Here is a 20337-nt window from a genome sequence, read left to right on the forward strand (position 1 = left end):
CGGTCAGGTCTTGGCCCAGCGCAGGATTTCGCCGAGCACCAGCTCCGGTGCCTCCAGGTGCGGGAAGTGCCCCACCCCGTCGAGCAGCCGCCACTCGTACGGGGCGACGACGTAGCGGCCGGAGCCCAGGGCGGTGCGCGGCAGGGAGGCGACGTCCAGCGCGCCGTGCAGTTGCAGGGTCGGAGTGGACAGCGGCTTCTGCATGAGGCGGACGAACCGGTAGCCGTGCAGCCGCAGCAGCGAGCGGAACGCCCAGCGGTACCCCTCCAGGGCACAGAACGCGGCCTGCGGGATGCACATCGCCTCCCGACACCGCTCGGCGTACGCCTCGAACTCCGACCCGGCCACCCAGCGCGGCCCGCCCCAGCGCTGCAGGATCTCCCCGATGGCCGCAGCGCCGTCCCGGGTCAGCACGTGCTCGTAGCGGGGTAGCTGGAACTTCAGCGCCAGGGTGGAGGCGGCGAACTGCCCGCGCGGGTCGGCGAAGGTGGCGGTGCGCAGCCGCAGCGGGTGCGGTGCCCCCAGCACCACGAGCCGGCGGACCAGGGACGGGTGGAACGAGGCCACCGTCCAGGCCACCATGCCGCCGAGGCCGCTGCCGACGATCGTCGCCGACCGTTCACCGAGCGCCCGGATCAATCCGGCGATGTCGGCGGCGAGGGTGTACCCGTCGTACCCCCGGGGTGGTTTGTCGCTGGCGCCGTAACCGCGCAGGTCGACGGCGACCGCCCGGAAGCCGGCGTCGGCGATCGCCGGGAGCATCTGGTGCCACGCCCACCAGTGCTCCGGAAAGCCGTGCAGGAAGAGCACCATCGGGCCGGTGCCGGCCTCGACCACATGGAACCGGCTGCCGTTGGCGCCGACGAAGCGGTGCGTCCACGGCCCCTCGGTGAGGACACAGGACTCGTCGACGGCTCCGCCGCGCTGGTCGGTCATGGCAGACAGCCTAGGACCCGGTTGCCGCTGACGGCCCCGGTGGTCGCGTTGAACAGGGAGAAGCCCGGGTTGTCCCCTACCGGCGGTAGGTGCCGGGTCGCTGTGTCACGGCGCGACGATGCTGACGCGGATGCCCGGGCCGCAGTCGATGTCGGACGACCGGGAGACGATGCGGAGGGTGACGAAGCTGCCCTCGGTCAGGTTGCCGGCACCCGGGCCGTGCAGGGCGTACGCGCGGCCGTCCTCGGCGACGAGCCCGTAGCAGGGCCCGCCGCCTCCCCGGGTGATGTGGCCCGTGATCAGGCCGTTGTCCCGTAGATCGGTCGGCGGTGTCGGCTTTGGTGGCTTTGGCGGAATGCCGATGGGCGGCCGGAGTGTGCGCGACAGCGGCGGTGTGAAGGCCGGTGAGGGCGTCGCTGCGGGTTGGGCGGGCCTGAATGGGCGCGAGGTGGGCGCGTCCGGCGTCGGGGTGTCGGAGGCCGAGGGAGCAGCCAGGGGGCCGGCACCCTCCGGGTCGGCGCACGCGGTCAGGGGCAGCAGGAGGAGCACGGCGAGGAGGGTCACGCGTGAGGCGAGGTGCACGGTGATGGGACGTTCCAGCAGGTCGCCGGGTTCCACCTGTCGGTGGGACAAGAGGCGGTGGGACAAAGGGCGGCGCCCGGGCAGATGATCCGCCCGGGCGCCGCTGGGTGTTGCTGAATCAGTGGTCAGCTGATCCGGATCTTCATCGAGGTGCCATTCTGCTCCTTGACCTCGATCTTGACACCGGCTGCGGGGAGCTTGACGCCGTGGTTCGGCAGCTCCTCGTAGAAGTACTTCTTGGTGTCGTTGAACACGGGCTCAGCGGCCTGACCGCGGATGTACTGCGGCTGGCTGTTGAGGTGCAGCGTGAACGAGTCAGCCTTCTTGAGGCTGAACGGTGCGTCGTACACCTGGACGCGGGCGCGCCACGGAGCACCGGTCAGGTTGTAGATCGGGCGCGGGTGCGCGTCGATGTACAGGTTGCGACCCTCGCCCGGGTGACCACCCGGGTTGGTGGGCGAAACCGGAGCGGTGTTGTTGTCGGAGAACCGCGTGTTCCAGTACGAGATGAGCAGACCCTCCTGGTACGCGTAGTGGTCCACCCAGTCTGGGCGAGTGTTCGCGTAGCCGAAGAAGTACGGGCCCGTCTTCAGGTACTTGTCGTACGAGACGTACGACCGGTTGCCGGCGATGTAGTAGTTGTCGAACAGCCGGGTGTAGGTCGCCCCGACCACCTCGAACTTCTCCAGTGCCCAACCCGCGTCGGTCTCGGCACCGTCGCTGAGCACGGTCTGACCGTCGGCGGTCACGGTGATCGCGTCACCGAAGAAGCCGCCCTCGGAGACACCACCGTCGGTGACGTAGTGCAGGCGAACCTGAGCGACCTTCCCGGCGACCGAGGTCAGCGGGATGTTGATGTCAGCCCAGGCACCGTTGCTGCTGCCGGCGAGGGCCGGGCGACCCGCACCGTCGACGCCGATCGGCTTGCCGCCGACAGTGCCGTCCAGGTCGGTCCAGGTCTGACCGCCGTCGGTCGACGCCTCGAAGTAGAGGTAGTCGTAGCCGGCCTCGATGCTGTACTTGCCCTTGAGCGACATCGCCGCTGCGGACTTGCCGGTGAGGTCGAACGTCCTCGTCATCTTGCTGTCGAGGTCGTCCTCGTTACCGGAGAAGTACTGCTTGGCGCCCTCGAACGGCGCGCCGTAGTTGAACGTGTATTCCCGCTGGGGAAGCACCACCACGGCGGCCTGTGCCTTCTCCGAGTTGTACTCCTGCGGGCCGAGGTCCAGCGTGCGCTTCTGCCCCGCCACGACCACCTCGTAGTCGAGCCAGCCGAGCTGGAGCTTGTTCCATGCGCCGAGGTCGCCGCCACGGTCACCGATGGCCGGGTCGTTCTTCGCACCGAGCCGGCTCTGGGCCATCAGGGTCCAGTGCTCGTTGCTGTTGTCCGCCGGGCCGTAGTCGTCCGGCAGGCCCAGGTCGTGGCCGTACTCGTGGTAGAAGACGCTACGGCCGCCGTTTTCCGGCTGGATCGTGTAGTCGCGGATCCAGACGCCGGTGTTGCCGATCTGGGTGCCACCGATCGGGAAGTTCGGCGGGCCCACGGGCGAGCTGTTGAACGCCGACCAACGGTGGCTCCAGATGGCGTCCTCACCCTGCTGCGGGTCACCGTCGGCCTGGTCGCCGCCGGAGTGGACGATCTGGAAGTGGTCGATGTAGCCGTCCGACTCGTTGAAGTCGCCGTCACCGTCGAAGTCGAAGCGGTCCCACTGGTCGAAGGACTTCATCTCCTCGGCGATCTGCGCGTCCGTCCGGCCCTTGGCCTTCTGGTCGGCGACCCACTGGTTCGCGGCGTCGCGGATCAGGGCCCAGGTGTTCGAGCAGACGTTGTCGCCGCAGACGGCGGGGTCGCCGGTCGGGTCGTCGTCGGCCTTCGGGTCGTCGGAACGACCGTAGCGGGCCTCGTTGTACCGGACCTTGACCCAGTCGGTCACCTCACCCTCGACGGTGTAGCGACCCGAGGACTGAGCCTCGTAGTACTGCTTGAGCGACTCGTCGCCCGGGTTGGTGCCGAAGTAGACCTGGCGGAAGTGCTCCGGGCTGAAGTCCGGCTGCCAGATGGTGGAGTTGTCGACCGCCCGGTTCGGCTCCGGGATCTTGTTGTGCAGCGGACCCTCGAACGTCGCCGGTCCGGCGATGTTCGGGTCCATGTCCTTGTCCGGGTAGGACGGGTGCCGCTCGTCACCGAACTCGGCCAGGATCACGAAGATCTTGTCGGTCCGCTCCCGCTGGAGCTCGACGTACTGATCCTGGGTCGGCTGGGCGCCGGCTGCGGAGCGGGCGTTGGCGTTGGTGCCCGTCTTGCCGACCTGACCGACCTTGACGACAGTGCTTCCGTTGCGCTGAATCGGCTTGCTGCGACCGCTCAGTACGTCGCTGAGACCCTGCTGACGCAATGCGCGGCGCTTGTCCTCGAGCTTGTCGGGGAGTTCGTCCTGCAACGCCTGCGGTTCGGCAGCGGCTGGTGCTGCTACCGGCAGTTTGGGCTGAGGCGCCGCCGAGGCGGACGGGCCGAAAGCCAGGCCTGTCGCCGTCAGTGAGAGCCCGAGCAGACCCACTGCGACTTTGCGCACGTGGTACCTCCGGTGTGAGGGAACCGGCCCAACGGGGGTACAGGCCGGTGGGAGATCGATCCCACAAGTGGGACCAATGGTGAACATAGACACTGCTGCGACGGGTGGGAAGACGCACGCGTCGATTTGTTGCAAGATTTTGTTGGGAATGCTTTTCACCGTCACATACCGGGGCTTCATCAGCCACGCTGACCAGCGAGGACGGCGCGCGACGCCAAATATAGCGACTCCTTTCGATCAACATGATCGATGTACGACAGTGGGGCCGACGGCGTCTCCGCCACCGGCCCCACTGTCAGTTGTTGATCCGCGAAACCGTTACTTCCTCGCCGGGGTGACGAAGATCGTGGCGGACGAGTTGTCCCGTGCCGCCTTCTTGATGGTGAGCGAGACGCCGTAGTTCACGCCCTGGTCGCCGGGGTTACCGGTGCCCAGCACGATCGCGCCACCGCCGAGGGTCGTGCCGTAGAACTCCGGTGCCGGGCTGCCGTCCGGGTGGGTGACCCGGGTGGTGTACGGCGCGTTGTTCCGCGACGGCACCACCACCGAGGCGTCGTTGTCCCGCGCGTACGCAGCCCCGTCGCGCATCTCGATGCCCGGGTACCAGGTCTTGGCGTCCGTGAAGCCCTTCACCGGCGCCTGCGCCTTGAACTTCGTGCAGTACGCGCTGTACGGCTCGTCCGCCGCCTCCAGGCACTCCGTGAAGGGGTACGTCTTGTTCAGCGAGAAGGCCGCGTTGGCCGACTGCGGACGGCTGGGCAGGTTGTCCGTCACCGACGGGTCCTTCACCGCCGCCTCACCGGTACGCCGGTACGGGTCGAAGTGCGAGTCGACGATGAGCAACCCACCCTTCGCGCCGTAGCTGGGCAGTGCGGTCATCTGCCCGGTGACGTGGTTGACGTCGCCGAGAGCGCTGTCCCGGTACCAGACCAGCATGCCCGGCGCGTTGTAGGAGATCCGGTCGACCTTCCACGCGTCGTGCGAGTAGATGGTGTCGTAGGCGTACTTCAGGCCCTTGTCGAAGCCGTCGAAGTTGCGCCACTCCGCCAGGTAGAACTGGGCGTGGACCTCGGTGCCGCTGGAGACCTTCCAGCCCCCGCCGGTGGTGTCCACGAAGGTGCCGCCGGTGGCCGTCCAGCCGTTGGCGCCGCCCTCGACGTCGTCACTCCACGTGGTGGCGCCGCCGCCGGTGACCGAGAAGTCGTCGACGAACCAGTTGCGCTCCTCGAACGCCTCGTCGGTGGCCTGGCGCAACCGCAGCTGCACCGTCGTGCCCGCGTACGCCGACAGGTCGACGTAGTCGTGGCGCCAGCCGTTCGTGCTGCCCGTCAGGCCGTACTTCTTGCCGCCGAAGTCGTTCATCCGGCCGTTCGGGTCCGGGTAGCCGTCCGGCGTGGTGACCACCGTGCCGCCCTCGTCGTACACCTTCTGTTCGGTCCAGGTCGTACCGCCGTCCGTCGAGAGCTCGACGAAGCCGTAGTCCCAGTCCTCCTCGATGATGTAGTTGTTCCACATCCAGAACTTCGAGTCCGCTGCCGCCGGCACGTCGACCGAGCGGCTGAGTTTGACGTCGGCCCACTCCTGGTCGTTGTTGCTGTGCCACATCTTGGTGCCGCTGTGCGGCGTGGCCAGCGTCGTCACCTTGTCCGGCAGGTCGACCTTGATGCCGTCCTCGGAGTCGATCGGGGTACGCGAGGTCTGGCCGAGCTTCACCTCGCGCGGGTTCGACCCGGGGCGGATGGTCAGCGGGTCGGCCCAGCCGAGCACCCACTTGTCCCAGATGCCCATGTGCGTGGGCAGCGCCTGGAAGATCTCACCGGAGTGCGAGCCCGAGGCCATCAGGTCCCAGAAGTCCACGTCGGAGTCGGCGTTGCCGGACGTGTCGTAGAGGTCCGGCAGGCCCAGGTCGTGGCCGAACTCGTGGGCGAAGACGCCGACACCGGCGTCCTCGGGCTGCACGATGTAGTTCGACGCCTTGAGGTTGGTGCCCGGGATGGTGTAACCACCGGCGACAGTGGAGGAGTGCGCCCACACGGCGTACACGCCCTCGGCGCCGCCGCCGCGCGACTTGCCCTGACCGGCGTGCACCAGCACGAGGTGGTCGATCACGCCGTCCGGCTCGTAGACGTTGCCGTCACCGTCGCGGTCGGCCTGGTCCTCGATGTCGTAGTCGGCCCACGGGAAGCTCGGGTCCTTCGCGACGAGCGCGTCGATCGCGTCCGTCGCCAGGCGGCCCGCGCCGGCCGGGTTGTCCGGGTGGCCGTTCATCGACTGCTCACGGCCGGGGACCCAGGCGCCGGTCTCGTCCTGGAAGCAGCGGTTGGCGGCGTACCAGCCCTCCGAGTGCGGCACGGTGATCCACGGGCTGGCCTGCCCGTCCACCGTGTACGCGTTCTTGGACATCTCCAGGTACATGTTGTGCATGGTGCGGCCGGAGAGGTCGACACCCTTCCTGCCGTCCGGGCCCCGCAGGTCGGTGCGGACCCGCTCGGTGATGCCCTTCTTGCTGTAGAGCATCTTGTTGTAGTGCGACGGCGAGAAGTCCGGCACCCACATCGAGTTGTTGTCCTCGTGGGGCAGGGTCGCCGGGTTCGGGATGTTGTTGTGCTTCGGGCCGTTCTGCACGGTGCCGGGGACACAGGTCCGGTCCTCGAACACCGTCTTCGGGACCATCACGCCGGTGAAGTCGTCGTTGGCCTTGTCGTTGAACTCCACCAGCAACGTGAGCAGCTTCGCCGTCTGGGTGGTCGGCGACTTCTTGAACTGCCGGGGGTTCTTGCCCGTCTTGAGCGACCGGGCTTCGTCCTTGGCGAGCTGCCGCGCGGTCACCGGGTTGCCCCGGGCGTGCTTCTGGTCGAACTCGCGCGCGGACTCCACGGCCGGGGTGTAGACGCCACCCTTGCCCTTGACCTCACGGCCGGTGGTGTCCGGCTGCACCTCGGGCTCGGCGTAGTTGATGTAGTGCTCGTCGGCCCCGATCACCGCCCGGGGGGTGGGGGAGGACGACTGGGCCGCCGCACTGCCGGTCACGGTCAGTGACGTGGCCGCGAGGGCGATGGCGGGTAGCGCGCCGAGTAGTCGTCGGCGCGCCCCGGACTGCGGTTTGTGGTTCATGCCGCTCCATTTCTCGGGCATGGGGAGGAGGACGTTGGCGTGGCCGACCATCGATGTGATGTGCGTCGAACTCTGCCAACCTGCGTGAACCTAAGTCACAACCGGCCGAAAGGACAGGGGTGGTCCGCCTCGTGTGTCCGTTCAGCTCTCCCGGATCCACCGACCGACCGATGTGACACTGGTCAGGCCGTGTGTGCCGTACCCGTAAGAAAATGACGGAGGGTGGCGGTCCGCACGGACCGCCACCCTCCGATGTGTACGCCTGCCGTCAGTCCTCGTCGGACTTGGTGCCGCTCATCCCCGAGGAGATCAGGTCCATCACCGACGAGTCCTGCAGGGTGGTGACGTCGCCCAGCGACCGGTTCTCCGCCACGTCCCGCAGCAACCGGCGCATGATCTTGCCGGAGCGGGTCTTCGGCAGCTCCGCCACCAGCATGATCTGCCGGGGCTTGGCGATCGGGCCGAGCGTCTTCGACACGTGGTTGCGCAGGTCGGCGATGAGCTGCTCACCCGCCTCGCCGGCGATGTCCGTGCTGCCGCGCGGGATGGCGAACGCGACGATCGCCTGGCCGGTCGTCGGGTCGGTCGCTCCGACCACCGCCGCCTCGGCCACCGACGGGTGCGACACCAACGCCGACTCCACCTCGGTGGTCGAGATGTTGTGCCCGGACACCAGCATCACGTCGTCGACCCGGCCGAGCAGCCAGATGTGCCCGTCGTCGTCCTTCTTGGCCCCGTCACCGGCGAAGTACATGCCCTGGAACCGCGACCAGTACGTGTCGATGAACCGGTCGTCATCACCCCAGATGGTGCGCAGCATCGACGGCCACGGCTCGCGCAGCACCAGGTAGCCGCCGCCACCGTTCGGCACCGACTGGCCCTGGTCGTCCACCACGTCGGCCACGATGCCCGGCAGCGGGGTCATCGCCGAACCCGGCTTGGCAGCGGTCACACCCGGCAGCGGGGAGATCATCATGGCGCCGGTCTCGGTCTGCCACCAGGTGTCCACCACGGGCAGCTCGCCCCGGCCGACGAACTGCCTGTACCACATCCAGGCCTCGGGGTTGATCGGCTCACCGACGCTGCCCAGCAGGCGCAGCGAGGACAGGTCGAAGCCGGCGGGGATGTCCTCGCCCCACTTCATCATCGTGCGGATCAGGGTGGGCGCGGTGTACAGGATGCTCACCCGGTACTTGTCGACGATCTCCCAGAACCGACCCTTGTGCGGGGTGTCCGGGGTGCCCTCGTACATGACCTGGGTGGCGCCGTTGGAGAGCGGCCCGTACACGATGTAGGAGTGCCCGGTGACCCAGCCGATGTCCGCCGTGCACCAGTAGACGTCCGTCTCCGGCTTCAGGTCGAAGACCGCGTGCGTCGTGTACGACGCCTGGGTGAGGTAGCCGCCGGTGGTGTGCAGGATGCCCTTCGGCCGAGCCGTGGTGCCGCTGGTGTAGAGGATGAACAGCGGGTGCTCGGAGTCGAACGGCTGAGCGGTGTGCTCGGGCGACGCGGTCTCCACCGTCTCGTGCCACCAGTGGTCCTTCTCCGTCCACGCAACGTCCTCGCCGGTGCGGCGGACCACCAGCACGTGCTCCACCGACGGGCTGTTGGCTACCGCCTCGTCCACTGTGGGCTTCAGCGCCGACGGCTTGCCCCGCCGGTAACCACCATCCGCGGTGATCACCACCTTGGCGCTGGCGTCCTGGATGCGGTTGCTCAGCGAGTCGGCCGAGAAGCCGCCGAAGACCACGCTGTGCGCCGCGCCGACCCGGGCGCACGCCAACATGGCCACCGCCGCCTCCGGGATCATCGGCAGGTAGATCGCCACCCGGTCGCCGGCGGTCACCCCCAGGTCGGTGAGCGCGTTGGCCGCCCGGCAGGTCAGCTCGTGCAGATCGGCGTACGTGAGGGTGCGGGTGTCGCCCGGCTCGCCCTCCCAGTGGATCGCGACCTTGTCGCCGAGCCCCGCCTCGACGTGCCGGTCGAGGCAGTTGTACGCCACGTTGAGCTGCCCGCCCACGAACCACTTGGCGAACGGCGGGTTCGACCAGTCGAGCACCTCGTCCCACTTCTTCGACCAGGCCAGACGGTCGGCCTGCTTCGCCCAGAAGGCGAGCCGGTCGGTCTCGGCCTCGGCGTACGCGTCGACGGTGACGTTGGCGTGCGCGGCGAGTTCGGCCGGCGGGGGGAACTGGCGCGTCTCGTTCAGCAGATTTGCCAATGCCTCGCTCATGCCGTGACTCCTCGTCCTCGGGGTGACCTGGTCCTCGGGGTGACCTGCGTTGGCACGAGGGTAGTCGCGGGACCCTCGACGGGCGACCGCTGCCCGCCACGTCGCGCCGAGCGGCCGTCACCACGCGCCCGACGGCCCGCCCCGGTGTGCGGGCTCGGTGTGCTGGCTCGGTGTGCGGGCTCGGTTGGCGGGAGTCGGTAGGTCGGCCTTGATCAACACGGGTTCATTGAAATCGCGGTGTCGGAGCCGATGGGATGCCCCGAATTCACCAAACTCGTGTTGATCAAGCGAGACGTCCGGCTCGGGTGGGGGTCAGGGCTGGGCGCCAGGGCTGGGCGCCGGGTCGGGTGGGCGCCCGGGTTGGGTGGTCCGGGTCGCGTTGCGGCCGGGTGCGGCCCGACCGACCGGGCCCGGTCGCTAGCGTGACGGGGGTGACCACCGATCCGCTCGCCCCGCTGCTCGCGCTCGCCGACATCGCCACTGCCGTCGAGCAGGCCCGCGAACGGTTCGACCAGGCGCTCGGGCACCGCGCGCTGCGCCGGCACGGTGGCCAGGTCGCGGCCGAGGTCAGCCTGCGCTCCGCAGTGGCCAGCGCCGCCCTCGAAGGGGCCGTGCACGAACGCGAGGCGGTCCGCGCCGGCACGGTCACCGACCCGCTGCTCCAGGGGGCGCTGCGGGTCGCCGGGGCGCTGCCCGGCCTGAGTGAACTCTGGCCGAAGGCCCCCCGGCAGGCTCTCGCGAAGCTGCACGTCCTCGCCGCCCGGGAGCTGGTGCCGGAATCCGAGCTGGGCCGCCCGGTGGCCGACCCCGTGGTCGCCACGCGGCTGGACGGGCTGGCCGGGCTGGTCGCCGGTGGCACGAAGGTGTCGCCACTGGTGCTGGCTGCCGTCGTACACGGGGAGTTGTTGAACCTGCGTCCGTTCGCCGGGCCGTCCGGCGTGGTGGCCCGGGGGGCCGCCCGGCTGGTGCTGCTCGCCAGTGGCCTCGACCCGCGCGGGCTGCTCGCCGTCGACGTCGGGCACCGGGAGCGGGAGCCGGAGTATGTCGGCTCGGCCGGCGCCTTCGCCACCGGCACCCCGGACGGGCTGCGTTCCTGGTTGCGCCACTACATGGCAGCCGTCGAGGTCGGCGCCGACCAGCTCACCGTCATCGGCGACGAGATCCTCGCCGCCGCCTGAGCCGCAATCAGTCCCGTCGGGTCGCCCGGTTGACCTTGGCCTGGAGCGCCCGGCGGGCGATCGGGCCGAGGTCGTCGACGATCTCCATGAGGAGCGCGAGCTGGTCGAGCGCGGCCATCGCCTGGTCGGCGCCCGCCGGGTCCACCCCGTCGTAGAGTTCCAGCCCGATGAACGCGGCCGAGACCGCGCGGGCCAGGCCGGGCACGTCGGCGACCTCGGCGAACGGGGACCCGGCGAGCAGCCTCCGCAGCACGGCCTCGATCTCGTCCACCCACAGTTGGAGCGCCCCGGCGGTGGGGGCCGCCATCCGTTGGTCCGCCTGCGCACCCGCCAACATCTGGGCCAGGAAGGTGACGTTGCCGAGCTGGCGTTCCTCCTCGTGCAACGCCCGCCCGACGGCGAGCAGTTCGCGCAGCGAACCGGCCGAGGCCAGCCGCGCGGACCAGTGCTCGACCCGCTCGGCCGTGCTGACCCGGCAGGCCGCCGAGAGCAGGTCGTCGACAGTGCCGAAGTGGTAGAAGACGAGCGCCTGGTTCACCCCGGCGGCGGCACCGATGGTGCGGGCCGAGACGCCGGCGATGCCGTGCTCGCGGATGGCGGCGATGGCGCCGTCGAGGAGACGCTGCTTGGTGTCGGACATGGCTCTCCTTCCGGACGGGCCGGGTGCGGCGCTGCGATCATCGCATCGGTGACCAGTTGGGCGAGCCAGGTGGCCCCGGGCAGTCGCAGGGTCCAGCCGACCAACGCCCAGCCGAGGTGGACATGTTCGAGCCCGCGGGCGACGGCGGCCACCCCCCGTTCCGTGTGACCGTCGCCGCCCACGTACTCCGCCCGCCACAGCACCTGCTCGTGTTGGCGGGCGGGTCGGATCCGCAGCCCCACCGGATGCCGCCGGGCCAACATCCGCCAGGTGGCCGCGCAGGGCCCGCAGTCGTCGTCCAGCCAGAGCACCGCTGGTGGCCCGGAGGAGTACGGCCGCCATCGAGGCCACCAGTCGCGCACCTGCCGCCGGTAGGACCGCCAGGAGACGCCGTAGCGCACCCGTAGGTCGTGCTGCTCGTGCGGCCCGGCCACCGCTGCTCCGAACGCACACGCCGACACCGCGGCGAGGACCAGGGCGACGCTCCGGGTGACCGCCGCAGTGAACAGCAGCAACACCACGGCGGAGACCTGCATCGGGTTGGCCAGATAGGCGTAGGGGCCGGTGGTGACCAGACGACGCGGCGGGTCCCACGGGTACGGGGTGCCGCCGCCCCGGACGGCGAACTCCGCGACGGCAGCCAGCGCAGGCGTGGCCACCAGCAGGGCGAGCTGCGCGACGACCAGCATCCCGGTGCGGTCCAACTCGGTCAGTTCCGCCCACGACCCGTCGCCGAACTCGAAGGCCAGCGTGGGGACGAACCAGAGCAGCAGGGCGCTGAAGACGCCCACCTGCAGGAACGTACGCGCGCCGAGGTGCCGGCCGTCGGCGCAGAACCGACCGAGCAGTTGGGCGGGCAGAGCCACCGTGAGCAGCCCGACCACCTCCCCGACGAGCCAGTGTGGGCCGAGGCTGACCAGCGGGTGCAGTGCCGGCATGGCCACCGCGTCGACCCAGAGCAGCAGACCCAGCGCGACCGGCAGCGGCAGCACCCGGCGCAGCAGCACCGGCAGCGGACCCCAGAGGGCGGCCCAGCCGATCCACAGGTCCACAGGCATCCCCCGGTACGACCCGTCGACCGGCGCGAAGGCGTACCAGTCGGCCAGGGCGGCGACCTCGTGCAGCGCGGCGATGCCGATCCCGGCGGTCAGGAACGCCAGCAGCGCCGCAGCGCGGACGGCCCGGTCCCGTTCCCGGGCGCCGACGGCGAGCACGGCGAGAAGCGGCAGCGCCAGGCTCAGCCAGCGGGCGACCGTCACCGCAGAGCCAACATGTCGAGCAGGTGCCGCATGCCGGCGCCGAGCAGCACCTGCTGCACCGGGCCGAAATACCAGGAGGGGTCCAGTCCCCGCGTGTAGTCGACCCGGACATGGACCTCGGTGTGCCCCGGGTCGAGCGCCCGCCAGGTCAGCTCCGCGTGCTGCCAGGTGAACCAGCGTGCGGTGATGGAGGTGTCCTCGACGAAGCGGAAGCCCACCCGCCCCGGCGCGACGGTCTCCACCTCGGCGAGCAGGTGGCCGCCCGGGCCGTGCGCGCTGCCGTGGTAGCCGAACATCCACCGGTCGCCGACCTCGAGCCCGTCGCCACTGACCTGCCCGGGCGTGGGCACTCCCAGGAGTCGCAGCGGCGCGGACCGGACGGCGGTCGGGCGGGGGCCGGTGGAGAGCCGCTCGGCCACCCGGTCGACCGAGAGCTCGACGACCCGGGCCACCTCGACCGTCTGCTCCGGGTCGACCCGGGGAGCGATGCCGCTGCCCTCCAGGCCGGGCAGGAGCAGCAGCGGAACGGCGATGATCGCGTACGGCCGGTTGGCCTCCCGCAGGGCGCGAATCAGCGCTGTGGTGCCGTGTGCCACCCCGTAGACCAGTGGGGCGGCCAGGATGACGCAGACCGCTCCCTCGTGCAGTGCCACCGCCGCCAGCAGCAGGGTCACCGTGGTGGCCGCGAAGACCTGGCCGTGGGCCGTCCGGCGGGGGGTGAGCGCGAGCCCGGCCGCCAGGAGCACCGGCAACGCCACGAAGAGCACAGCGCTGTCGGCGCGTCCCTGGCGCACCACCCCGACGAAGAGGACCAGCCCGAAGAGCGCGATCAGGCCGGCCAGGATCCAGTGCGCACTCGTCCGCTGCGGTGTCGACTCATCGTCATTCTCCATCCGAAACCCCCCGTGTTGAGCACTCGCTTAAACGGAGGGTACGGCTATTTGAGCGACCGCTCAATCCCGCACTCAGGCGGTAGCGAGGACGCTGGTGGCGATGTGGTTCTGGGCGGCCCGGGCTTCGAGTGCTGCTGCCGGCCTGGTCGGGCTCAGGCGGTGGTGGCGGCGGCGCGGGTGCGACGGTGCCGGCCGTACCAGGCGATGCCGATGGCCACACCGACCCCGACGCCGAGCGCGGCCGCGGCCACCGGGACGGCGGGTCGCTCCCGCAGACGACGGCCCAGCGGGATCGGGTGCCGGAACTCCAGCACCGGCCACGCGTTCTCCGAGGCCAGCTTGCGCAGCTGCCGGTCCGGGTTGACCACGCTCGGGTGGCCGACGCACTCCAGCAGCGGGCGATCGCTGTACGAGTCGGAGTAGGCGTACGAGTCGGCCAGGTCGTAGTCGCGGGCGGCGGCCAACTCGTTGACCGCCTCGACCTTGCTCGGGCCAGCCGCGTAGAACTCGACCTCGCCGCTGTACCGACCGTCGCGCACCGTCATCCGGGTGGCGATCACGTCGGTCACCCCGAGCAGCTCGCCGATCGGCCGGACCATCTCCTCGCCCGACGCCGACACCAGGACCACGTCCCGCCCCGCCGCCTGGTGCTCCGCGATCAGGACGGCGGCTTCGGCGTACACATAAGGGTTGATCAGCTCGTGCAGTGTCTCCGCGACGATCTGGCGGACCTGCTCCACCTGCCAGCCCTTGCAGAGCGCGGCCAGGTAGTCCCGTGTTCGGGCCATGGTCTGCTCGTCGGTGCCGCCCAGCCGGAACATCAGCTGCGCGTACGCCGACTTGACCACGTCACGTCGAGTGATCAGCCCGTCCCGGTAGAACGGCCGACCGAACGCCAGGGCGCTCGACTTGGCGATGACGGTCTTGTCCAGATCGAAGAAAGCGGCACTTCGGCCCACGGCGCGAAAGTCTAGCCGGATGGTCTATCGTCGGCGGGTGCCCGGGGTCAGGCCACCCCTCAGACCTGCGGGCAGGCACCACCACCTCCGCTCCGCGTGACCGTGCTCACACTCTGCGAGGAGATTTTCGCACTGAGTGGAGGCGGCACCACTCGACGTGACGGGCCCGCTCAGGCAGACTTGTCCGTACGACGAGTTTTCACATCTTCGAAAACAGACAAGACCCTCAGCGGTTGCACCCCCCGTGACCGCTGAGTGGTTCGGCTCGACCCCCCCGGAGCCGAACCTTTCGACGACCCCCGTCTCCCCCCGACGGGGGTCGTCCCTTTCTGCTGGAAACGCTCCACCGCTGGTCGCAGGCCGTCCCCGGCCGGTCCGGGCGTTTGCGGACGGCGTTTCTGCGGTTGGAAAGCAGCACCGAGGCAGCGAAGTCAGCGGGTGCCTACGGGATGCGGCGGCGGTCGTTCAGGTGTCGCTCAGCTGTGCGCCGAGACGGTCGATGAGCAGACCCGAGACTGGATCTGCTCATCGACCGGTGCACCTGACCCGACTTCACCACGGATGCGCCGGCTCCTGGACCGTTGTGACCACCGGTCCGCCAGGGGCCGGGTCCCGGGCGGGGAATGGATCAGGGCCGCCGAAGCTACAAGTTCGACCGGGACGTGCGTGGCGGCCGGTCGGTGTGACTACGCGCCACCTACGCCCGTGACCCGGGAGTGCGACACGGGATCGCCGCGCCGGACCTGGCCACCGGCAAGCTGTACCACCGCACTCGCGACCGTGGACGGCGGGGCGGTTTTCTCATTGCGAAGCGCTAGCAGGAACCGTGCCAATTTACCTTGGTCACGATTACCTGAAGGTAGAAGATGTTGCCGCGCGGGGTGGCGCAGTGCGTGATGACCGTGGAGTCGTCCTGCCACGTGTGGTGGTATTCCAATTCGACGTTCGCGGTCGTGTAGTTGTAGAAGGTTTTCGTCGGGGCGCTGCCGGTCCACGGGCCGGTGGTCACCAGGGACGGGGTCTCCGTGGGGCCGGAATTCACGGGAGCCCAGTTCGGCCAGGCGCAGAAAGTGCCCTGCTGACAGTTGCCGGGCGGCCACGGCTCCTCGTTCGGCCACGGGCCGTCGGCTGACGCCGGCGCGGCGGGGATGGCGGCCAGCAGGCCTGCGGTGGACAGGGCGATGGCGAGGGATTTCAGTCGCACGTTTCTCTCTTTCCCAGAGGAATCGGTCGATGAAAGTTACCACCGGGAAAGTTGAGAGCGCAAGCATCTAATTTATTGCCGTCAAAGCTTGGAACTTTCTGTGACCTCCCTGAAATTGCTGGCCAGTGGCGGTTTCCGTGATTGCCTTTCGGCGTTGTGGCTGGTCAGGCGGTTCTGGTGAGAGAGCCTGTTGGGCGTCTCAGTGGGTCCACCAAAGAAGCGGGACGAGGACTGGTTCACCAGCCGGTACGCCGCCGAGTACGCGCACACTTGCGGGATCGCTTCTTCCGGGAGCGGCCCCGCTGTTTTCCGGGCAGCGGCCGGAGCTGCGGAGTTGCCCGCACCCGTAGCAGATCAACTGTCTCGACGGGCGTTGTCCACAGCCCACGAAGTTGTCCACAGGCGACGCGGTCAGGGCGGCTCGCGGAGCGGTTTCCGAGCAGGGTCGGCGGCATACCAGAGCCCGACCGCTGGAGGCCGCGATGCCACCCCGTACCTCCGTTCCGCCGATCCGTCGGCTTCCGCTGGTCGTCACCGGCGACGACGATCTGCTCGATGATGTGCTCCGGCTCGCCGCAGCAGGCGGGACGGAGGTGGACCTCGCCCGCGATCCGGCGGCCGCCCGCACCCGGTGGCTTCCTGCGCCGCTGGTGTTGCTCGGCGCCGATCAGGCGCAGTCGTGTCTGCGCGCCCGGTTGCCGCAGCGCTCCCGGCTGGTGCTGGTCGGCCGGGCCGGTCAGCTCGATCCGGGCTGGCAGATCGCTGAGCTGATCGGGGCCGAACACGTCGCGATGCTGCCCGACGCGGAGCCGTGGCTGGTGGACCGGTTCGCCGAGCAGGGACCCGGCCGTCCGGACGGTGTCGGTGCTCGAATCGTCGCGGTCTTCGGCGGTCGGGGCGGTGCCGGCGCGAGTGTGCTGGCCGGTGGTCTCGCCGTGACCGCAGCCCGGGCCCGGCTGCGCACTCTGCTGGTCGACGCTGATCCGCTCGGTGGTGGCCTCGACCTCGTGCTGGGCTGGGAGCAGTTGGAAGGGCTGCGGTGGCCGTCCCTCACCGGTGCCGACGGGCGGGTGGATGCCCCGGCGCTCGTGCAGGCTCTGCCCAGCCGAGGTGACCTGGTGGTGCTCTCCTGGGACCGCGGCGAAATGCTGCCGCTGCCGGTGGCAGCGATGGCGGCGACCGTGGATGCCGCCCGTCGTGGGCGGGACTTTGTGGTGGTCGACCTGCCCCGACAGTTGGACGACGCGGCCGTGGTGGCGTTGCAGGCGGCCGACCAGGCGTTCGTTGTCGTCCCGGCCGAGCTGCGCGCCACCGCTGCGGCCGCTCGGGTCGTTGCCGCCGCCGCCCCGCACTGCGCCGCGCTCTCGGTGGTGGTGCGCGGTCCCGCCCCGGGCCGGCTGCGCGCGACCGAGGTGGCACGGGCTCTTGGGCTCCCACTGGCTGGCACGCTGCGCCCCGAACCGGGGCTCTGCCGCGGGCTGGAACGGGGCGAGGCACCAGCCGCCGCAGGCAAGGGCCCATTGGCCGTGCTCTGCCAACGGATCGTCGCCGACCTCACCGGTGCGCCGGCGACGGGTGCGGCATGACCGGCCGGCCGGAGGACAGCGGCATCGCCGCCCGGGTGCGCCAGCGCATCGCCTCCGCCACCACCCCGGTCACACCGGCGGCGATCGTCTCGGCGGTACGGGCCGAACCGACCGCCGCGGTGCTCGGCGACACCGCCGTGCTGCGGATCGCCGACCGGGTGCATGACGACCTCGTCGGCGCGGGGCCGCTGGCCCCGCTGCTCGCCGACCCCGAAGTGACCGACGTCCTGGTCAACGGGACCCGAGTGTGGGTCGACCGTGGTTCGGGGCTGCAACAGGTCGCGGTCCCGGTGGGCTCGGTGGAGGATGTCCGCCGGTTGGCGCAGCGAATGATCTCCAGCGCCGGTCGGCGGCTTGACGACGGGTCCCCGTACGCGGATGCCCGACTCCCCGACGGCACTCGACTGCACGCCGTGCTGCCACCGGTGGCGACCGAGGGTCCCTACCTGTCCCTGCGGACCTTCCGGCACCGGCCGTTCACGCTCGACGAGCTGGTGCGCCAGGGCACCGTGCCGCGACCGGTGGCACCGCTGCTCGCCGCCGTCGTCGCGGCCAGGCTGGCGTACCTGGTGACCGGCGGAACCGGGTCAGGCAAGACCACACTGCTCAACACGTTGCTGGGGATGGTGCCGGCCACCGAGCGGATCGTGCTGGTGGAGGACGCCGCCGAGCTGCGTCCGGGGCATCCGCACGTGGTGGGGCTTCAGGCGCGTACCGCCAATGTGGAGGGATCGGGGGTCGTCAGCCTCGGAGACCTGGTCCGGCAGGCGCTGCGGATGCGCCCGGACCGGCTGGTGGTCGGGGAGTGCCGGGGCGGTGAGGTGGTCGACCTGCTGGCCGCGCTCAACACCGGCCACGACGGGGGCGCTGGCACGCTGCACGCCAACACCCCGTCCGACGTGCCGGCCCGACTGGAGGCGCTGGGCATGCTGGGAGGGCTACCCCGCGCCGCGCTGCACGCCCAGGTCGCCGCCGCGTTGCAGGTGCTGTTCCAGGTGCGACGAGGCGACCAGGGGCGCGTCCTGGAGTCGGTCTGCCTGCTGCTGCCCGAGGGGCCCGATCGGTTGGTGACAGTGGTGCCCGCCTGGGTGCGCGGCGGCGGGCTCGGGCTGGCCGCCCGTGCACTCGGAGCGCTGCTGCGGGCGCGCGGGGTGGCGGTGCCGCCGATTCTGAGCGAGCCGTGGCCCGGATCGGCAGGCCCGGCATGACCGGCGGGGCGCTGCTGGTGGCAGCGCTGCTCCTTGCCGCCGCCGCCCTGGTGGCGTGGCCCGTGCAGACCATCCGGTCCCGCCGGCGTCGCGTGTTGACGCCCGGACAGGGGAGCGCCGGTCCCGATCCGGACGACGCACTGGTGGAGTGGATCCGGGAACTCGGTCGTACGTTGGACGGGCCGGTCGACGAGGCCGGCGACTCGCTGACCTCGGGTCGTCCGGTCGGCATGGCGTACCAGCCGCAACCCGGCGGGGGTTCCGGCGCGAGACGGACGGCGCTCGGCTGGCCCGCCCGGGACATCACCGGGAGACCGAGCTGGCCCGGAGCGTCGGGCGGGTCGGTGGGGTCGAAGGGTCCGGCGGGCCCGACGCGTCCGCCGATCCGTCGGGATCCTCGGCGTCCGTCCGGCACCGCAGTGCCGGAGGTCACGACCACCGACGCGGGACGTGGGGGCGGCACGTCGGTGGCCGCGATCGCGATCGATGGCGTAGGGGCGGCAGCGGACCGGTGGGTCGACGCCCCACGCGCTGCGGCGATCGGTGATCGCACCAAAGGCGAGGCGGACAGTCGAGGCGACGTGTTCGGCGCCGAGGGGCGCGGCGACGTCGACCGCCGTGACCATGGCGACCCGGCGGAGGTGACGGTCGCCGACCTGGCCGACATGACGGCCGTTGGCCCGATTGCCGTCGCGGCGGCGCCTGCCGTGCGATCGAGGGCACGCGTGTTACCGCTGGTCAGCCTCCTGGGAGGCGGTGTCGGTGCGGTGGTCGGCGGTCCGGTGGCCGCGGTCGCGTTGGCCAGCTACGGCACGCTGGCCGTACGGGGTGTGTTGCGCTGGCGGGCGAACCGGCGCACCGAGCGCGTCCGACGACGTGGGCTGGACCAACTCTGTGGTCTCGCGGCGGATCTTCGGGCCGGCCTGCCCGTCCCGCACACGCTTGAGGCCGCCGCCGGTGGTCCCGGGCAGTCGGACCGGCTGCGCCAGCTGACCTCAGCTGCGGTGCGACTGGCGGACCGGACCGGCGCGCCGCTCGCCGAACTCGTGGAGCGGATCGAGGCGGACGCCCGGGCGACCGACCGAGGTCTGGCCGCCGCAGCGGCACAGGCGGCCGGTGCCCGGGCCACGGCCTGGTTGCTGGCGGCGCTGCCGATCGGCGGGATCGCCCTCGGGTACGGGATAGGTGTCGACCCGGTGGCAGTGCTCCTGCACAGCAGGGTCGGCGGAGCCTGTGCCGTTCTCGCGGTCGCACTCCAGGTCGGGGGTCTCCTCTGGGCGGAACGGCTCGGCTCGGCACCGGGACGGGCCGGATGACCTCCCGGGTCCCGGCGACTCGACGCGGCCCGGTCAGCGGCCGACGGCCGGACGCCGTCCGGCTCGCCGCGGCGCTGTGCGGGCTCGCCGTAGCCGTGGTCGTCGGGGGGTGGCTGGGGCTGCTCGGTGCGGTCCCGACCGCATTCCTGCTGGACTTTCTCCTACGCCGGATCGAGCCGCCGGCTGTGCGCAAGCGGCGGGTCCAGGAGGCCGGCGACCTGCCGCTGGCCGCTGATCTGCTGGCTGCGGCGATGCGGGCGGGGGCCCCGGTGGATCGCTCGGTGCTGGCCGTCGCCGAGGCGCTCGACGGACCGCTCGCCGGCCGGTTGGCCCGGGTCGGCCGCACGCTGCTGCTCGGCGGTGGCCCGCCGGAGGCGTGGTCGGCGTTGGACGGGATCCCTGGCGCGGAGCGGCTGACCGCGGCGGCCCTGCGCTCAGCCAACAGTGGTGCCGCCCTGGCCGGCGCGTTGACCCGGCTCGCCGACGACCTGCGCGCCGACCGTGCCACCGCCGCCGAGGCGTCGGCACGCCGGGCCGGCGTGCTCATCGTCCTGCCGCTGGGGCTCTGCTTCCTGCCGGCGTTCATTCTCGCCGGCCTGGTGCCGGTGATCGTCGCCGTTCTCGGCGACGTGCTCTGACCCCATCGAGAAAGGGAA

14 protein-coding genes and 1 pseudogene are annotated in these 20337 nt (G+C 70.7%); 5 read left to right on the forward strand and 10 right to left on the reverse strand.

Annotated features, from left to right (window positions below; genetic code table 11):
- Nucleotides 1-3: 3 nt before the first annotated feature.
- The 5 genes from CLT68_RS08400 to acs all read right to left on the reverse strand — a co-directional run bounded on the left by CLT68_RS08400 (nucleotide 4) and on the right by acs (nucleotide 9438).
- Nucleotides 4-936 (reverse strand): alpha/beta fold hydrolase, encoded by a 933-nt coding sequence (locus CLT68_RS08400; protein ID WP_099849936.1) that lies wholly within the window; start codon nucleotides 934-936, stop codon nucleotides 4-6.
- Between the two features lie 105 nt (nucleotides 937-1041).
- A complete protein-coding gene (locus tag CLT68_RS08405) occupies nucleotides 1042-1554 on the reverse strand; it encodes a hypothetical protein (protein WP_099849938.1) in 513 nt (170 codons plus the stop codon).
- Between the two features lie 89 nt (nucleotides 1555-1643).
- Complete coding sequence (locus CLT68_RS08410; RefSeq protein WP_099849940.1) at nucleotides 1644-4076, reverse strand: immune inhibitor A domain-containing protein; 2433 nt, start codon at nucleotides 4074-4076, stop codon at nucleotides 1644-1646.
- Nucleotides 4077-4409: 333 nt separating this feature from the next.
- Nucleotides 4410-7205 (reverse strand): immune inhibitor A domain-containing protein, encoded by a 2796-nt coding sequence (locus tag CLT68_RS08415; protein ID WP_099856921.1) that lies wholly within the window; start codon nucleotides 7203-7205, stop codon nucleotides 4410-4412.
- A gap of 268 nt (nucleotides 7206-7473) precedes the next feature.
- On the reverse strand, nucleotides 7474-9438 hold the full coding sequence (gene acs / locus CLT68_RS08420) for an acetate--CoA ligase (RefSeq protein WP_099849942.1): 1965 nt from the start codon (nucleotides 9436-9438) through the stop codon (nucleotides 7474-7476).
- A gap of 431 nt (nucleotides 9439-9869) precedes the next feature.
- Between acs and CLT68_RS08425 the strand changes: the two genes are divergently transcribed.
- Entirely contained in the window at nucleotides 9870-10616 is a 747-nt protein-coding gene (locus CLT68_RS08425; RefSeq protein WP_088951157.1) for a Fic family protein, read from the forward strand.
- A gap of 7 nt (nucleotides 10617-10623) precedes the next feature.
- Here the strand turns inward: CLT68_RS08425 and CLT68_RS08430 are convergent, their stop codons facing one another.
- From CLT68_RS08430 to CLT68_RS08455, 5 genes are all read right to left on the reverse strand, one after another.
- The gene (locus tag CLT68_RS08430; protein WP_099849945.1) at nucleotides 10624-11256 is read right to left on the reverse strand and encodes a TetR/AcrR family transcriptional regulator; all 633 of its coding nucleotides are present in this window, start codon (nucleotides 11254-11256) and stop codon (nucleotides 10624-10626) included.
- Nucleotides 11151-12515 carry a methyltransferase gene (locus CLT68_RS08435; RefSeq protein WP_099849946.1) on the reverse strand — a complete coding sequence of 455 codons (1365 nt, stop codon included), beginning with the start codon at nucleotides 12513-12515 and terminating at the stop codon, nucleotides 11151-11153. The genes CLT68_RS08430 and CLT68_RS08435 overlap by 106 nt, the downstream gene beginning before the upstream one ends.
- Nucleotides 12512-13408, reverse strand: coding sequence for a hypothetical protein (locus CLT68_RS08440; RefSeq protein WP_099849948.1), 897 nt, complete (start codon nucleotides 13406-13408; stop codon nucleotides 12512-12514). The genes CLT68_RS08435 and CLT68_RS08440 overlap by 4 nt, the downstream gene beginning before the upstream one ends.
- Before the next feature lie 152 nt (nucleotides 13409-13560).
- The gene (locus CLT68_RS08445) at nucleotides 13561-14367 is read right to left on the reverse strand and encodes an HAD family hydrolase (protein ID WP_088951161.1); all 807 of its coding nucleotides are present in this window, start codon (nucleotides 14365-14367) and stop codon (nucleotides 13561-13563) included.
- Nucleotides 14368-15181: 814 nt separating this feature from the next.
- The gene (locus CLT68_RS08455) at nucleotides 15182-15571 is read right to left on the reverse strand and encodes a hypothetical protein (protein WP_099849950.1); all 390 of its coding nucleotides are present in this window, start codon (nucleotides 15569-15571) and stop codon (nucleotides 15182-15184) included.
- A gap of 482 nt (nucleotides 15572-16053) precedes the next feature.
- On the opposite strand from CLT68_RS08455, the gene ssd reads away from it, so the two are divergent.
- The 4 genes and pseudogenes from ssd (at nucleotide 16054) to CLT68_RS08480 (ending at nucleotide 20319) form a co-directional block, all read left to right on the forward strand.
- Nucleotides 16054-17157: a septum site-determining protein Ssd gene (gene ssd, locus CLT68_RS08465; RefSeq protein ID WP_099849952.1), complete on the forward strand. Its 1104-nt coding sequence runs from the start codon at nucleotides 16054-16056 to the stop codon at nucleotides 17155-17157.
- Nucleotides 17154-18365: a TadA family conjugal transfer-associated ATPase gene (locus CLT68_RS08470; protein WP_099849954.1), complete on the forward strand. Its 1212-nt coding sequence runs from the start codon at nucleotides 17154-17156 to the stop codon at nucleotides 18363-18365. The genes ssd and CLT68_RS08470 overlap by 4 nt, the downstream gene beginning before the upstream one ends.
- 614 nt (nucleotides 18366-18979) lie before the next feature.
- Nucleotides 18980-19681: pseudogene (locus tag CLT68_RS08475) on the forward strand (type II secretion system F family protein); the annotation flags it as partial.
- Nucleotides 19678-20319: a type II secretion system F family protein gene (locus CLT68_RS08480; RefSeq protein ID WP_099849956.1), complete on the forward strand. Its 642-nt coding sequence runs from the start codon at nucleotides 19678-19680 to the stop codon at nucleotides 20317-20319. The pseudogene CLT68_RS08475 and the gene CLT68_RS08480, both read left to right, overlap by 4 nt.
- Nucleotides 20320-20337 lie beyond the last annotated feature (18 nt).

The organism is Micromonospora sp. CNZ299 (assembly GCF_002754415.1).

Coding starts and splice junctions, on each gene's coding strand:
- CLT68_RS08400 (WP_099849936.1), bottom strand. CDS start 936: ATGACCGACCAGCGCGGCGGAGCCGTCGACGAGTCCTGTGTCCTCACC.
- CLT68_RS08415 (WP_099856921.1), bottom strand. CDS start 7,205: ATGAACCACAAACCGCAGTCCGGGGCGCGCCGACGACTACTCGGCGCG.
- acs (WP_099849942.1), bottom strand. CDS start 9,438: ATGAGCGAGGCATTGGCAAATCTGCTGAACGAGACGCGCCAGTTCCCC.
- CLT68_RS08430 (WP_099849945.1), bottom strand. CDS start 11,256: ATGTCCGACACCAAGCAGCGTCTCCTCGACGGCGCCATCGCCGCCATC.
- CLT68_RS08440 (WP_099849948.1), bottom strand. CDS start 13,408: ATGGAGAATGACGATGAGTCGACACCGCAGCGGACGAGTGCGCACTGG.
- ssd (WP_099849952.1), top strand. CDS start 16,054: ATGCCACCCCGTACCTCCGTTCCGCCGATCCGTCGGCTTCCGCTGGTC.
- CLT68_RS08470 (WP_099849954.1), top strand. CDS start 17,154: ATGACCGGCCGGCCGGAGGACAGCGGCATCGCCGCCCGGGTGCGCCAG.
- CLT68_RS08480 (WP_099849956.1), top strand. CDS start 19,678: ATGACCTCCCGGGTCCCGGCGACTCGACGCGGCCCGGTCAGCGGCCGA.